Origin of the sequence: Blautia massiliensis (ex Liu et al. 2021) (assembly GCF_052064225.1) — a bacterium.
Lineage (GTDB): Bacteria > Bacillota > Clostridia > Lachnospirales > Lachnospiraceae > Blautia_A > Blautia_A fusiformis.
On sequence record NZ_JBQHWA010000007.1, the window covers coordinates 63,328 to 79,480 of the forward strand.

Annotated in this window: 11 protein-coding genes; all 11 read right to left on the bottom strand. The window is 46.9% G+C overall.

Translation table 11 applies throughout. From position 1 onward, the window contains the following. Positions 1-28: 28 nt before the first annotated feature. Positions 29-1,576 carry a GH25 family lysozyme gene (locus ACTNDQ_RS04120; RefSeq protein WP_441063842.1) on the bottom strand — a complete coding sequence of 516 codons (1,548 nt, stop codon included), beginning with the start codon at positions 1,574-1,576 and terminating at the stop codon, positions 29-31. Between the two features lie 171 nt (positions 1,577-1,747). Continuing rightward, complete coding sequence (locus tag ACTNDQ_RS04125) at positions 1,748-4,684, bottom strand: L,D-transpeptidase family protein (protein ID WP_441063844.1); 2,937 nt, start codon at positions 4,682-4,684, stop codon at positions 1,748-1,750. Positions 4,685-4,736: 52 nt separating this feature from the next. Continuing rightward, positions 4,737-5,000: an HPr family phosphocarrier protein gene (locus tag ACTNDQ_RS04130; protein WP_279198915.1), complete on the bottom strand. Its 264-nt coding sequence runs from the start codon at positions 4,998-5,000 to the stop codon at positions 4,737-4,739. A 58-nt stretch (positions 5,001-5,058) separates the two neighbouring features. Beyond that, the gene (locus ACTNDQ_RS04135; RefSeq protein ID WP_279198916.1) at positions 5,059-6,360 is read right to left on the bottom strand and encodes a CdaR family protein; all 1,302 of its coding nucleotides are present in this window, start codon (positions 6,358-6,360) and stop codon (positions 5,059-5,061) included. Further along, complete coding sequence (gene cdaA, locus ACTNDQ_RS04140; RefSeq protein WP_021651893.1) at positions 6,341-7,225, bottom strand: diadenylate cyclase CdaA; 885 nt, start codon at positions 7,223-7,225, stop codon at positions 6,341-6,343. The genes ACTNDQ_RS04135 and cdaA overlap by 20 nt, the downstream gene beginning before the upstream one ends. Before the next feature lie 42 nt (positions 7,226-7,267). Further along, a complete protein-coding gene (locus ACTNDQ_RS04145; RefSeq protein ID WP_278795884.1) occupies positions 7,268-8,377 on the bottom strand; it encodes a hypothetical protein in 1,110 nt (369 codons plus the stop codon). Next, positions 8,374-8,808, bottom strand: a complete 435-nt coding sequence (locus ACTNDQ_RS04150) for a hypothetical protein (protein ID WP_278795882.1) — start codon at positions 8,806-8,808, stop codon at positions 8,374-8,376. Before ACTNDQ_RS04150 ends, ACTNDQ_RS04145 begins: the two co-directional genes overlap by 4 nt. A gap of 147 nt (positions 8,809-8,955) precedes the next feature. After that, a complete protein-coding gene (locus ACTNDQ_RS04155; protein WP_278795881.1) occupies positions 8,956-9,663 on the bottom strand; it encodes a ComF family protein in 708 nt (235 codons plus the stop codon). Beyond that, on the bottom strand, positions 9,660-11,933 hold the full coding sequence (recD2, locus tag ACTNDQ_RS04160; protein WP_279198942.1) for an SF1B family DNA helicase RecD2: 2,274 nt from the start codon (positions 11,931-11,933) through the stop codon (positions 9,660-9,662). Before recD2 ends, ACTNDQ_RS04155 begins: the two co-directional genes overlap by 4 nt. Before the next feature lie 125 nt (positions 11,934-12,058). Next, a complete protein-coding gene (locus tag ACTNDQ_RS04165) occupies positions 12,059-13,042 on the bottom strand; it encodes a rod shape-determining protein (protein ID WP_022426956.1) in 984 nt (327 codons plus the stop codon). Between the two features lie 133 nt (positions 13,043-13,175). Beyond that, entirely contained in the window at positions 13,176-16,025 is a 2,850-nt protein-coding gene (gene uvrA, locus ACTNDQ_RS04170) for an excinuclease ABC subunit UvrA (protein ID WP_441063849.1), read from the bottom strand. Between the last annotated feature and the right edge of the window lie 128 nt (positions 16,026-16,153).

Consider the following 16,153-nt stretch of genomic DNA (forward strand, 5'->3'; position numbering starts at 1 on the left):
CAGCGTACGTAAAGCTGCCGGCATTTTTTTATTTTTTCTTATTTGCTGCGGATACAGTTGTGTATACACCATCTTCATCGAATGTATAGCTCTTTCCGTTTTTCTCAATAGTACAGTTTTTGTACATGATTCCTGTTTCCGGATCAAAATAATATCTCTTTCCGTCCAGTTTGAGCCAGCCTCTCTGCATCTTTCCATTGGAGCCAAAATAATAGGTATGGCTTTCATTATTTCCGCTCCATGTATAGAATACCTTTTTGACCATAACGCCATCACCGCCAAAATAATATACATCATTCCTGCTGTTCATGTACCGCACATGTCTCATCCTGTATCCGTATTTGGCCTGAAAATAATAATAGTTCTTTCCAACCTTTTTCATGCCCTTTAATGCATGTCCGTTTTTGTCAAAATAATATTTTTTCTCCTTATAGGTGATCCAGGTATTTTTCACAAGGACTCCATTTTTATCTACATATCTGGAAATATTCTTGGAATCCCTGATCAGCTTTGAACGGCACATTCCTGCGGTCTTATGGATATAATATTTCTTATTTTTCACCTGAACCCAGCCGTATTTTTTGACACCATTGACATAATAAAATTTCTTTCCGTTCTCTGTTGCCCAGCCGGTTTTTCCCTTATAGTTGCTGGTATCCGGTCTGGTGGATGCTTTGTATCCGGTCTGTACATGCCATCTGGGTGTGATGATCTTGGTATAATCAACATAACCGAAGTCAATATCTACAGTAGAATAAGACGGGATTCCCGCAACCAGACCCTTGGTGGTATTCAGATATCCGCCACCGTCACCATCGGTGGACTGCCAGATGGTATATTTGTACTTTTTCTTGTCAGGAGCCGGGATCGTATCACCATACCGCGCAAGCCATACATCATAACCTGTCATCTTGCTCCAGTCAAGCTTGTTGTCATACCAGTCTGTATTGCAGTAGATCATTGGATGATATCCGGCTTTTTTTACCTCATTGCAGAAGGTCTTTGCCAGATCCGCGATCTGTGATGCGGAAAGATTGCGCATCTGATCATATTCAATGTCATAAACCACCGGATAGGATACTTTATATCCATCCATTTTGCGGATGGCAAGCTGTGCTTCCTTCAGTGCCTGCTGTGTGTTCAGCGCAAGGCTGTACACATAGGTTCCTGTCGGAACTCCTGCCTTCTCTGCCTGTTTCATGTTGTAATCATATGTTTTATCCAGATGGTTCAGACCATAGGAGATCCTGACAAAGGCAAAATCTACATTAGATTTTTTGACCTGGCTCCAGTTGATGGTATCCTGCCACTCAGAAACATCGATTCCACGTGTGACAGCACCTTCCAGCTTCTGGCCGCTTCCGTTATAGCAGACACCGTTGATCTTCTTCCAGGCCTTTGAGCTTGCCCTGGAATCCTGTGTTGCCATCCCGCTGGGGACCTTTTCTTCCTCAGCAACTGCCTCGCTTCGGTCTACGCCTCCGCCGCCCATGGCCATCGCTGTAGTTCCCATTGTTCCGATTCCCAGCAGTGCTGCCATACAGCCTGCCACCAGCCATTTCTTCCAGTTTTTCATTTTAGTTTCCTTCCATAAATTATGTTGTTTATTTGTGCATGACTTTTATTATACATATGAAAAAATGGAAAGTAAAGCCATATATGGAAAAAGACCGATGTCAGCTTCATACAGCTGAACATCGGTCTTCGGTTATTCTATATATTTCTTTCTGGTACTGTTTGGTAAAGATCACGGAACTTCCGGGTCTGTAGGATCAAAGTTTCCGGCTCCACGGAAGGTTGCCAGCGGTCTGCGGCCTAACGGTCCCTTGAAGGATTCATTGTTAACGTAATTTCCGCTGCTGTAAATGTGGATCGTAGAACCGTTACAGTTCTCAAATACCCACTTCGCATCAGCCACACAGGTACGGATACATCCGTGAGATGCAGGCTGACCAAGCTTCAGGTACTCGCCTGCCGGAAGATTGTAAACACTCCTGGTTGATCCGGCTACGGAATGGATAAAGATTCCTCCCTGTCCGCATCCGTCAACATGTGTTCCGTACTGTCCCCAGGACGGTCCCATCAGTGGCTGCCATCTCAGACTGCGGGTCAGTCTGTATGTACCATCCCATGTAGGTGTTCCGGAGAGACCTACAGAAACACGGATCGTCTTAACAGGAATCGTCTTGCTGCTGTTTGTGTATACAGTCATAACACCGTTGGTCTTATCAACCTCCAGGTAATAAGGTCCTCCGTAAATACTGGAAACATCATTGCGGCGGTAACCATCCTTATCAAAGTAATACAGTTTTCCATCGATCCATCTGCTTGTGTTGGTCAGATACTTGGAACCGCTGTCCGGATCGATATATTTGACCTGATCATAGTAATCGCTGATGATCACCCAGCCGGTGGAGAAACGTCCCTGGCTGTCCAGATAACCATTTACGGAACCACGCTTCATGGATTTATTTGTCACAACGGTATAGTTCTGCAGATAGTACCAGTATTTACCGACCTTCTGCCAGCCTGACTTTTTCAGAACACCGTTGCCGCCTGCATAATACCACTTATTCTGGTAACGGATCAATGTACTTTTATACATCCAGCCTCTGTGCGCATTGGCATCTGATGTTGCAAAGAAATAATAATTTTTGCCGATCTTGGTCTTTCCGGTTGCAAGCTGTCCTGTGCTGTTGAAGTAATAGCTCTTTTTGGAGGACTTATTTGTTATCATCTGGCTCTTATAATGATTTCCATTTTTGTCGAAATAAAACCATCCGAAGAACTGGCCTTTTGCGTCGGTCACCTTCTGCCAGCCATATTTTTCAACAATCTTTCCTGCTGTGCTTCCGAAATAATAAATCTTGTTGGATGCTCCCGGACAGCCATGCCAGCAGTTCTTCCAGGAAACTCTCTGGCCATTGCCTCCGAAATAATATCTGCTGCCTTTATACTTCACAAGTTTTTTTGTAATGATGCGGCCCTTGCTGTCTGAAACATAATATGCGTTATTCTGCGCCTTCGCCATTGTATTCGTCATAACATAGCCGCTGGCATTCAGCATATATCGATATTTCTTGGACATTACAGGTGATACATAAACTCCATGTTTCATGATCTGTCCACGTGTGGCAGCCTTCGGACTACAATAGATAAAACGTTTCTGATTTTTGCTGTTTAAAACATATGTCCATCCGCCATAAAAAAGCTTTCCTGGAATCTCTCCTGCCTTTGATGACGGCTGGAAGTAATACTGATATGTTGTGGAACCGGTTGTCAGCTTCAGGATTCCTGTTCGCGGTTTTCCGTTACGCATCAGTGTATAATAAGCATTTCCGATCTTCTTGATCTTGCCTACAAGGTTCTGAGCCTCTATGGATTTGTAATCACCCTGGGAATTATAATAGCGGAAAACAGTTCCTGTCCATAACCAGTAATTTCTCTTCTGCTGGCCAAGATTGGATGTCCACGGTGTGATTGCTTTTCCGGTGGAATCCGAATACAGGGAAGCTTTGGAGTTTTCGAGGAAATACCATTCTGTCTTCTGTGTTCCGGTATAACCTGCTGCACCTGGCTCACGGGTCATACGGCCGGTTACCAGATATCCGTCTTCATTAAAAAGATAATATCCCACATGTCCGTTGGTATTGATCTTAAGAAGACCATCCTGCGCAGTAAAATAATTATCTTCGATGGAACCTGTTTCTGATACCTGAGAAGCGTTCCCTTCATCCTGGGCAAGAGTCTCTGCGTTATCTACGCTCTCTGATGTTTCGACTGCCGTCTCTGTTTCTGCGGGTGCTGTCTCTGCGGATGTCTCCTCTGCAGACACTACATCTGCGGATGCTGTCTCTGCAGAAGCTTCTGCTGCGGATACTTCCTCTGTAGAAACTTCTTCTGCTGCACCTTCCTCGGCTGCAGTCTCCTGCTCTCCTTCTGCTGACTCATTCTGGAGTACCTGAGCCTGCTCACTCTCTGCTGCACCATCCGGAAGCTCTTCAGTCTGCTGTACCTCCTGTGCTGCTGCAGCTGTTTCATCAACTGTTGTTTTCTGCTCTTCTTCGCTGCTTTCTGCAGGATCCTCAGAAGCTTTTCCCTCCGGGGCTGCAGATGCAGCAACCTTCTTTTTGCGGAGTCTGTAAAAACCGTTTGCAGAAACCCAGTCACTTGTCTTGGCAACGACTACACCGTTTACCAGTGATGCTCCGGTAGCAGAAGTTTCCTCTGCCTTGTTGTTCTCTACTTTGTTCTGTACTGCGGTATCTGCTGACGGTGCATCCAGTTCCTGTGCATCACCTGCACTGAAATCATCGCCCGGATCTGTACTGTCTTCTGTTGTCGCATCCGGTGCTTCTGTAGCCTCCGGTGCTTCTGTAGTTTCCGGTGTCTCTGTAATCTCCGGTGTTTCTATAACATCCGGTGTCTCTGCGGGGTTCTCCGGTGTAACAGGTGTTTCTTCTGAACTGTCTGTACTGTCAGTACTACCTGTCTGATCCTCTTCTGTCTCCGGCTGCTGTACAGTCGTTCCCTCTTCATCACTGAATACATCCTCAGCCGGATCGCCGGCTGTCTCTGCTGCCATCTGCACGTCTGTACTTCCCAAAGCCGCAGCGCCGGCTTCCAGAGTTCCGCCCATGCATAATGTCAGACTGAGAAAAATTGCCACAACTCTTCTCTTCACAATAATCCCTCCTGATCATGCTGCTGTAAATAATTATTGTATCTGTTACGTATCATTCGCCCAGTCCGCCTTCGATAAGAGCCACAAGCGCATCTATCGCAACCTGTTCATCCTCACCCTCGCAGACCAGTGTGATCTCATCCCCGCTTTTAACACAGGCACCCAGAACACTCAGAACACTTTTGGCATTCGCTGTACCTCCGGCATACTGAAATGTTATGGACGATTTGTATTTTATTGCCTCGCCGCACAAAAGCCCTGCGGGACGAAGATGAAGCCCTGACGGGTTCCTGACCGTTACCTTATAACTTAACATTGCTGCTGTCTCCCTTTATATTACTTATCCTTCAAGCCTTGTCCAAAGCTGTGATTACTTACTGACTGCTGCTGTCTACATTGGAAACCTTGGAGATTTTGATCTCGGCGGTTACATCCTCCAGCAGCTTGTAGCCTTCCGGAAGGCTGATTTTGATCGGTACTTCGTAGCTGCCCTCCTCCCAGTCATCCATGGAAAGTGCTGCTCCTACCGACTTCAGATCAAATTTGGAAAGATCTCCGTCTTCCGCCTGCACCTTCAGTTCAATATCTGCAACTTCAAATGCCAGCTGCAGATCATCAGGCAGACCCTTTACTTTGATATCCTCTGTCGGGAAGCTGTATATCTTACTGCCCTCCGGCAGGATATTGACTGTGATCCAGAGGTCCGTACTGGATCCGGATGTCAGCTTAAGGCCATCCGGAAGAAGCTCTGACAGGTTTACTTTCTTTTCCACGTCATTGCTCTTTCCTGAAATATCCACATTCTCATTATCAAGATAAATAGTATTTCCCTGAAGTTTCAGATTGTTCAGTGCTTCTTCACTTCCGGCTACGCTGAAAGTCTCCGGTACTGTCGTGACACTGTCCACAACATAACCTTCTGCCGGTTCTCCCGTATATCCCGCACTGATCCGTATATCAGAACGCACCTTCCAGAGCTTTGCCGTGACATTGACATTTCCGTTGTTGTCAAATTTCAGATAGCTCATGGAATTTGATGAAAGTGTATCCTGATTCTTATCTGTGATGGTCAGTTCTGCGCCTGTGATCGTCGTATCCTGGTCGATTCCCTCAAGCTTTGAACTTACATCCACACTCACACTGTCTATCTTACCAACCAGGGATTCCGGTCCTGTAATACGGACTTTTTCCGGATTTGCGGTAAGCGAAGCAACCTCCAGCCCCTGTGCAGGCTTGCTGTCATCACTGGTAACGTTGATCGCAAATTCCTTGGTTACCTTTTTTTCCAGATGGACACTTAGATTCTGCGGTGACACCCGGATATTCTCCGGAAGTATCCCGGAACAGGTTGCTGTAATGGGGATCATTACAGGATCTGTATCGGTAGAATGAGCCTGTTGCAGGTCTGCAACTGCCTTAATATCACTTGAGGTGAGACGGTTGACTATCTTCCGCTCACCTGTAATATAAACACGTACTGAATTTTCACGATCATCCTGCATGACCATCTCGCCCAGCTGATCCACATAAGCTTCATTGATGATCTGCACATCTGAGATCACAAAGCCTTTCGTAATGATAGGGTCATCAACATTTACTACGATCAGCCACACCAGGATTCCCACAATGATCGACATGATTTTCAAAGGGATGTTCTTAGTCAGATTTTTCTTCATGTTTCACTCTCCCTTTCAGCAGATTTCTCAGCTTACCGTTGTCAACAACCTTTTTATTCTGAGCAGAAACAAGTACTTCACGAAGCTGCTTGCTGTTAAGCCCTCTGGATAACTCACCGCCTCTGGCCACAGAAACCTGTCCTGTCTCTTCCGAAACAATGATCGTAAGAGAATCCGTAGCTTCGCTGATACCCACACCTGCTCTGTGTCTTGTTCCCAGCTGTTTGCTCAGTTCCATATTATCTGAAAGAGGCAGATAGCAGGTTGCTGCTACTACGCGGTTCCCCCGCACGATCACCGCTCCGTCGTGAAGAGGTGTATTATGCTCAAAAATATTGATCAGCAGCTGACTGGTAAGGATACCGTCAATATTGATACCGGTTCTCACATATTCATCAAGCCGGATCTCTTCCTCGATCACGATCAGTGCTCCGGTCTTAACTTCACCCATATCAAAACAGGCCTTTACCAGTTCGTTGATAGTCTTGTCATTGAAACGCTCCTGCACTTCCCTGCCGGAATCAAAGGGAATAATGTTGGAAACAAACTTCTTCTGTCCCAGCTGCTCCAGCGCCTTCCTCAGCTCCGGCTGAAAGATTACGATCACACCGATCACCAGCACATTAGCCAGGTTCCGGAAGATCCAGAGGATCGTATTCATTTTGAAGATATATGCGACCAGGATAAATCCAAGGACGATCAAAATGCCCTTCAGAAGGGTATATGCACGTGTAAATTTGATCCATGCCATAAACTGATATACAAAAAAGGAAATCAGTCCGATCTCAATGATATCTATCACGCCAAGTCCCGGAAGGGAAATTTTCCCAAGATATCCGACCACAACTGTCAGCACATTCTGCATAAGTCTCCTCCTTTCTTCCTGAGCTATTCCAATCGTTCCTGTTTAAAGATCCTTCAGCGATTCCTCCAGCTGTTTTTCGAAATCGATCTTGTCCAATCCCTGCGGTTTCTCACTTACTGTATTTTCGGAAACCATATCCGGCATCTTTACTGTATGCATTTCGTTCTTCTCAGGAAATACATCATCACTGAAAGACACAACATTGTCTTCTTTTTTTTCTTCTTTTACCGGCTCCGCATTGATCTTTTTGATACTTCTCTCAGAAGTGGCAACCGATGCCTTCGGAACGGCTTTTACGTAGTAATAGTACTCATCATCCTCATATTCCAGACGTTCTGTTCTGCTGTAATCTCCGCCAAAAACAAAGAACTCCAGAACAAATCCTGCCAGTACGGAGATCACTGTGGACAGGATCATCGGCACCATGGCTACCGTAATACTAAGGCAGAAATCTCCGGCAAGGATAACCAGGATATAGATCACGCCACCGGCAATGACAGCGATCCTCCATGCATAATCAAACGCCCGTGTTCTCAGAAGGTTCACAAACAGGATCACTACCACAAACGCGATCACCGTGATCCACATTGCCCAGTTGTGGACAAGTCCGTCAGAGATCAGCTTCAGTTTTTCTGTGATCTCTGCGGCAGGATCACTGAGTGCCGCCGACTGTGCATGTACAAACCGTATAAAATAATAGACCACAACACCGCATCCGGCCGGAAGCGCTGACAATGCGCTACCCAGCAGGCCTGCTCCGATCGGCATAAGTGCAGGAACACCAAATCCGAAGGAAAGTGGTGTAAGGATCATTACAAGATTCTGTGACCTGCTGAATCTTAGGAACAGGATCAGCATTAACAGAATAAGAAGCAGCATAAATCCTGCCGTTTCGATCCCGACTGCATAACAGTGCCCGATCATCAACGCAAATCCCATAAACATCATCACGGAAACCGGAAGGATCGAACATACAAGCGCCAGGATCAGGACAACAAAAATATTATCCAGCTGTTTCATGTAACCCATATTGCTGTTGATCCAGAGAAAATAGGCAAATGCCAGAACAAACTTCAGGACCGGCAGTATATATACTTCATATTGTCCGTAAAATCTTTTGATATTCTGTTTGATCTCAAGTAAAGCTGTCATTTTCTATGTCCTCCTGCATTTCTCCGGACCGGATTTCTTTTTTCCTCCCGCCCGTAGATTTTTTCCAGTCTTGTAAGATCCTGATAATATTCTCTGACACTTTTTTTTGCCCGGAAATATTTCACAGAATACTGGATGTAGGTCAGTATCGAATATACAACAAGCAAGATCAGATAACCGACGATGATATAGATCCCAACCTTGACCAGATTAATCTTATTCACATTATCCATAAGATATTCGCTGAAATATGCGGCAACGCCTGCAAGTCCCAATACATATCCGATCGTTACCAGAAAAAAGTTTCTGATCAGTGCAAGTCCAATATAATCACTTCGATAATATCTGCTCACCGGAAGATACTTCCTGCCTTCGCCATGTTCATACATAGCCAGACGGTTCATGATCTTCACTTTTTCTTCATTTACCATAAAAATAACTCCTCATAAGCTTTCTTTATCAGGAAAATCCCCAATATATGATCCGCATTACGCTTTCCATACAGTTATACTGTTTAACTGCAATCAAATTTATTGTAGCATAGTTCCATACCTATGAAAAGTGTTTTTTCGGCTGTTTCATGCCCTTCCTGCGCATATTGTCAGAAAATAAACTTTCTCTGCACCGGCCTCAAGAAGACACATTGCCATGGCATCTGCCGTACTTCCTGTTGTGTATACATCATCCACCACAAGTACAGAAAAACCCGGGATCTTTTCGGTTACCTGATATGCATTTTTCAGGTTCTGACGCCTCTGTATGGCATTAAGTTTTTTCTGAGATCTTGTGCTTCGTATCTTCTTTACCAGATGCTCATTCCATGGGATCCCTGTAAGAACACTGAGCCTTTCTGCCAGATATGCTGCCTGGTTAAAACCTCTCATCCTTTTTTTTCTGGGATGCAGAGGAACGGGAACGATCAGATCAGGCTTCCACCGTTCCAGATATTTTTTTCCGAAGACGCTCATTGCATTTGCATAAAAATCCCCATATTCCCGACATCCGTAATACTTAAATCGTACCAGAGACTGTCTCCAGACCTCTCCGTACCAGAAAATACTTCTGCCCTCCGTAAAATGATGGGCACCCTTGCGGCAGTCTTCACAGTATTCCTCTTCCATTTTTACCGGTCTTCCGCATTTCATACACCTGGGACCGGATATAGGCCTGACCTTTCCGGAACACTCCGGGCAAATCAGCCGGTCTTTTTCTTTCAGTATCTGATGACACAGCGGGCATTTTTTCGGGTAGAGCATGTCCAGTAAAAAATCTGCTGTTTTTTTCAAGAAAGTCCTTTCTCCCCGATGGCGCTCTCTTTCTGTTCAGATTCATCCAGCTCCCGGATCCGTCTGTCCAGAGAGCTGTATCTCTGCTGCTGTTTTTCATTACGGATCATCTCCGCAAAAGTGGTCTCGCTGCCTACTACGGTAACACATTTTCTGGCTCTGGTCACTGCTGTATACAGAAGATTCCGATTCATCAGCATCCTTGGTCCGGAAAGGATCGGAAGGATCACTGCCGGATATTCTGAGCCCTGGGACTTATGTATGGTCACTGCATAGGCAAGTTCCAGTTCCTCAAGCTGTTTGAAGGAATATTCTGCCTGTCTGCCATCCTCAAATTCCACGGTAGCCGTTTCCGCAAATTCATTGATCTCCGTCATAATACCGGTATCTCCGTTAAACACGCCCACACCTTTATCTACAGGAATCTTGTATCGTCCAAGGATTTCCCACTCCAGCTGGTAATTGTTCTTCACCTGCATCACCTTATCCCCTTCGCGGAAAAGACGCTGTCCAATCTCTTTCTCCTTTTTCTTTTCATCCGGCGGGTTCAGATATCTCTGAAGGATCTGGTTCAGCCGCTCCACACCTAAAAGTCCCTTACGCATAGGAGTGAGCACCTGGATCTCATAGGGCTTTGCATCTACATAACGCGGAAGCTTCTCCTGGATCAGTGCGATCACCACACGGATAATGATGTCCGCGTCATATCTTTTCAGAAAAAAGAAATCCCGGCTCTTGTTATTGATGGTCACCTGCTCGCCCCGGTTGATCTTATGTGCATTCACCACAATATCACTTTCAGATGCCTGGCGGAAAATCTTTTTCAACTCTACTACCGAAAAACAGCCGCTGCGGATAATATCCCTCAGAACATTTCCCGGGCCTACACTGGGAAGCTGATTTTCATCACCTACCAGGATCAGTCTGGTCCCTGCTGTCACTGCAAGAAGCAATGAATGCATCAGTGCGATATCTACCATGGACATCTCATCAATGATGATCACATCCGCTTCCAGCGGATTCTCCGAATTCCTGTCAAAATGAACGGCACGGCCTTCCTGCTCTTCCTCCGGCATTCCATTCAGCTCCAGAAGTCTGTGGATCGTCTGAGCCTCGTATCCGGTAGCCTCTGTCATCCGCTTGGCTGCACGGCCGGTGGGAGCTGCAAGCCGCAGCTCAGCGCCTTCCTCTTCAAAATAACGGATAATCGCATTGATCGTTGTAGTCTTTCCGGTTCCCGGCCCTCCGGTCAGAATGAACAGACCATGACTGGCAGCTGCCGCCACTGCCTGTTTCTGCATTTCATCTAACCGGGTTCCTGTCTCCTTTTCGATCCTGTTGATCCGTTTCTCCATCATCTCCTCATCTTCCGGGCAGAGGATGTTCAGCTCACAGAGCATTCTGGCTGAATTCAGCTCAAGATAATAATATCGTGTGGGATAGACAACTGCACCGTCTTCTGTTTCTTTCAGGATCAGTTTCCGGTCTACTACCATATCCATGAGATGTTTTTCCATGTAGGAGGAATCTACTCCCAAAAGTCCGGATGCCCTGGAAAAAAGTTCCTCCTTCGGGAGATAGATATGGCCTTCTCCGGAAGCCTGTAGGAGAGTATACAACATTCCGCTTCTTATCCTGTAATCTGAATCTGTATGGATCCCGATCCGGGAAGCGATCTCATCTGCGATACGGAATCCCACACCACTGATATCCTCTGCAAGGCGATACGGATTCTCCTGCAGGACTCCATATACAGTCTGCCCGTATTTCTGATAGATCTTTGCGCCGAGATTCAGCGATATCCCGTATTTCTGGAGAAAGATCATAGCGCGACGCATATCTGCTTTCTCCGTCATCTGTTCTGCGATCTCCATGGCCTTTTTTTCGCTGATTCCCTTGATCTCAGCCAGCCGCTCCGGCTCTTCCTCTACAATACGCATAGTATCATCACCGAAACGACGTACGATCCTGGCTGCCAGTGCCGCTCCGATCCCCTTGATCGCACCGGAACCCAGATAACGCTCCATGGCCAGTGCATCCTCCGGCATTTTTTCTACGTAGGAGGCTATCTGAAACTGCTTGCCATACACCGGATGTGTTGTATAATTTCCGGAAGCTTCAATGGCAGCCCCCTGGGTGATCGCAGGAAATGTCCCCACACAGGTCAGTTCCCGTTCCTCTTCCATCCCTTTCAGTACCATGACCGTATATCCATTATCTTCATTTCGGAAGATCACATGATCTATATATCCTGTAACTGTCTCACTCATTTTTTTCTCCATCTGTAAACCTCTGATAACAGCAAAAGGCACTGCAACTGCAGCGCCTTATCTGTATGAATTTCCTGCGGCAGTCTCTTCTCTGACCCTGTGCCGTCCGGACGCCTCATAACGGTTTACATCCTTGACATGATTTCCGCATATTTTCCTGTTCCGGCAGCCACTACAAGCATTGCATCCTGCACAGTCAATGTGCTGACTCCTGTTTTCTGCTCGATCAATGCATCCATTCCATGCAGCATGGCACCTCCGCCTGTAAGAACGATTCCTCGGTCCATGATATCTGCCGCCAGCTCCGGCGGTGTTTTCTCAAGAACGCCATGGACTGTCTCTACGATCTGTCCGGTCGTTTCCCGCAAAGCGGTCCGGATCTCCTCAGAAGTCAGTGTTGCCACCTTCGGAAGTCCTGTGATGATATTTCTGCCCTTGACCTCCATCGTGCGAAGATCCGCTTCTTCACTGGCTGTTCCGATTTTGATCTTGATATTCTCCGCTGCATCCTCCCCGATAAAGAGGCTGTGCTTCTCACGTACATAATTCATGATCGCATGATCAAAATTATCTCCTGCAACCTTCACAGATGCGGAAACAACCACACCTCCTACGGATACGACCGCAACATCCGTGGTCCCTGCACCGATGTCCACGATCAGATTGCCAAATGGCTTGGTAATGTCTACACCTGCCCCGATAGCAGCAGCGATGGGCTCGTCCACAAGAAAAACTTCCCTGGCTCCTGACTGATAGGCAGCTTCCTCAATTGCTTTACGCTCAATCTCCGTGATCCCGCTCGGAACACTGATGCTGACTCTCGGCTTCCGGAACGCTCTCCGTCCCATAGCCTGTGAAATAAAATATTTCAGCATCTTTTCCATTACATTATAATCTACGATCACACCTCTTCGGATTGGCCAGATCACTTCCATATTGGAAGTCAGATGGCTTGCCATCTGTCTGGCTTCCTCACCGATCGCTCTGATCTTCTCTGTATCTTTATCATAAACAACCACAGAGGGCTCTCTTAAAACGATCCCCTTGCCTGTGGAAAACACCAGACTGTTTCTGGTTCCCAGATCGATTCCAATATCCTTTGCCGGCATAAATCCTCCCGCCTGCGTCATACGCATTCTGTATGCTGACGCATTTCTGACTTATTCTGTTCCGGTCTGTGCCGGAACGTTCCCGCACTCCATTATATACAAAACCACAGAAATTGAAAAGAACTTTTACCGGTTATTTCTGTTCCATATATTTTTTCACATATTTACCAGTGTAGGAAACCGGATTCTCTGCTACTTCCTCCGGAGTTCCTCTGGCAATTACCGTTCCGCCTCTGTCACCGCCTTCCGGTCCGATATCAATAATATGATCTGCCGTCTTGATCACATCCAGATTGTGCTCAATGACCACAACGGTGTTTCCTCCTTCAGACAGACGGCGCAGGATCTCGATCAGCTTGTGGACATCCGCAAAGTGCAGTCCTGTGGTAGGCTCATCCAGAATATAGATCGTCTTTCCGGTACTGCGCTTGCTGAGTTCTGTGGCAAGCTTGATACGCTGTGCTTCTCCTCCGGAAAGAGTGGTGGAGGGCTGCCCCAGACGGATATAGGAAAGCCCTACATCATACAGGGTCTCGATCTTTCTCCGGATCGATGGTACATTCTCAAAAAATGTCAGTGCTTCTTCCACAGTCATATTCAATACATCATAAATGCTCTTGCCCTTATACTTCACTTCCAGAGTCTCACGATTGTAGCGTTTGCCCTTGCAGACTTCGCAGGGCACATATACATCCGGAAGAAAATGCATCTCGATCTTGATGATTCCGTCACCGCTGCAGGCCTCGCACCGTCCGCCCTTGACATTAAAACTGAAACGGCCTTTCTTGTAGCCCTTTGCCTTGGCATCTGCGGTGGCTGCAAAAAGATCACGGATCTGGTCAAAAACCCCGGTATATGTGGCAGGATTGGAACGGGGAGTTCTTCCGATCGGAGACTGGTCGATATTGATCACCTTATCCAGCTGATCGATACCCAGAATGTCATCATGTTTCCCGGGGATCACTCTGGCACGGTTCAGGTCTCTGGCAAGTCTCTTGTACAAGATTTCATTGATCAGAGAGCTCTTACCGGAACCGGAAACACCTGTGATACAGGTCATCACTCCCAGAGGAATATCTACGTCGATATGCTTCAGGTTGTTCTCTGCCGCACCCTTTATATGAAGAAATCCGGTTGGTTCCTTCCTCACTTCCGGTACCGGAATCTTCAACCTTCCGCTTAAATAAGCTCCTGTCACAGACTGCTCATTTTTCATCAGATCCTCAGCTGTCCCCATTGCGACCAGTTGTCCGCCATGTTCTCCGGCTCCGGGGCCGATATCGATGACACAGTCTGCCGCACGCATGGTATCTTCATCATGCTCCACCACGATCAGACTGTTGCCAAGATCACGGAGACGCATCAGTGCCCCCAGAAGCTTGTCATTATCTCTCTGGTGAAGCCCGATACTCGGCTCATCCAGGATATATGCAACCCCCACAAGCCCGGATCCGATCTGTGTGGCAAGACGGATCCTCTGAGCCTCTCCGCCGGAAAGGGTTCCGGTAGCTCTTCCAAGTGAAAGATACTCCAGGCCAACCTCTGCCAGAAATCCAACCCTGGCGCGGATTTCCTTCAGGATCTGCCTTCCAATAAGCTCCTGCTGCTTTGAAAGCTTCAGATCGCGGAGAAAGCCCTGCAGCTTCTGTACCGGCATATTGGTCACTTCATAAATATTCTTATCCGCCACGGTCACTGCCAAGGACTCTTTCTTCAGCCTCTGTCCCTTACATGTGGTACAAGGAGTAATCCGCATAAAACTCTCGTATTCCTGCTTCATAGCCTCGGAACCGGTTTCACGGTATCTCTGCTCCACATTGCGGATCAGTCCCGGGAACGCCACATCGTAAACACCCTCTCCCCGCTGTCCTTTATAATAAACCTTCACAGAATGTCCGCCGGTACCATGGATGAGGATATCCTGGACCTTCTTCGGATACTCACAGAAAGGCGTATCCAGAGAAAACTCATATTCTCTTGCCAGAGCATCCAGGATCGCTCTGGAAAAGCTTCCCTGGGTGGTACAGGACTGCCACCCGAGAACAGCGATAGCTCCTTCATTGATACTCAGCTTCTTATCCGGGATCATCAGATCGATATCAAATTCCATCTTATATCCAAGACCCAGACACTGGGGGCAAGCACCAAACGGATTATTAAAGGAAAAGCTCCTGGGTTCGATCTCATCAATGCTGATGCCGCAATCCGGACAGGAAAAACTCTGACTGAAATTCAAAAGCTTCCCGTCCATAGTGTCTACTACCAGCAGACCATCCGCCAGATCCAGCACGGTTTCAATGGAATCGGAAAGACGCTTCTCTATTCCCGGTTTCACAATAAGTCGATCCACAACGATCTCAATGTTATGTTTGATATTCTTATCCAGCTTGATCTCCTCAGAAAGCTCATAGAGATTTCCGTCGATCTGCACTCTCACATATCCGCTTCTTCTGGCCTGATCCAGAAGTTTAACATGGGTTCCCTTGCGGCCCCGCACTACCGGTGCAAGAAGCTGGATCTTCCGGCGTTCCGGAAGCGTCATGATCTGATCCACCATCTGATCTACCGTCTGTTTGCGGATTTCCCTTCCACATTTGGGACAGTGAGGGATTCCCACACGGGCATACAGAAGTCGGAAATAATCGTAGATCTCCGTTACCGTACCCACTGTAGAACGGGGATTCCGGTTCGTTGACTTCTGATCAATGGAGATTGCCGGCGGAAGGCCCTCGATACTCTCCACATCCGGTTTCTCCATCTGTCCCAGGAACTGCCTCGCATAGGAAGAAAGTGACTCCATATAACGTCTCTGTCCCTCTGCATAAATGGTATCAAATGCAAGAGATGACTTACCGGAGCCACTGAGTCCGGTAAGTACCACAAACTGGTCTCTGGGAATATCGACGCTAAGATTCTTAAGATTATTCTCATTGGCTCCGCGTATCCTGATAAAACGCTTCTTATCGTTTGCTTCTGCTGACATGAAAGCCTCCTACTCTGTCCGGTCATAAAAAATACTCCGGTATTCTTCTCAACAGCAGAATCTACCTCTCTTATTCCGCTGTAAAACTTCTGATTCTTATCAGTATACTGCCAGAACATCCGTTCGTC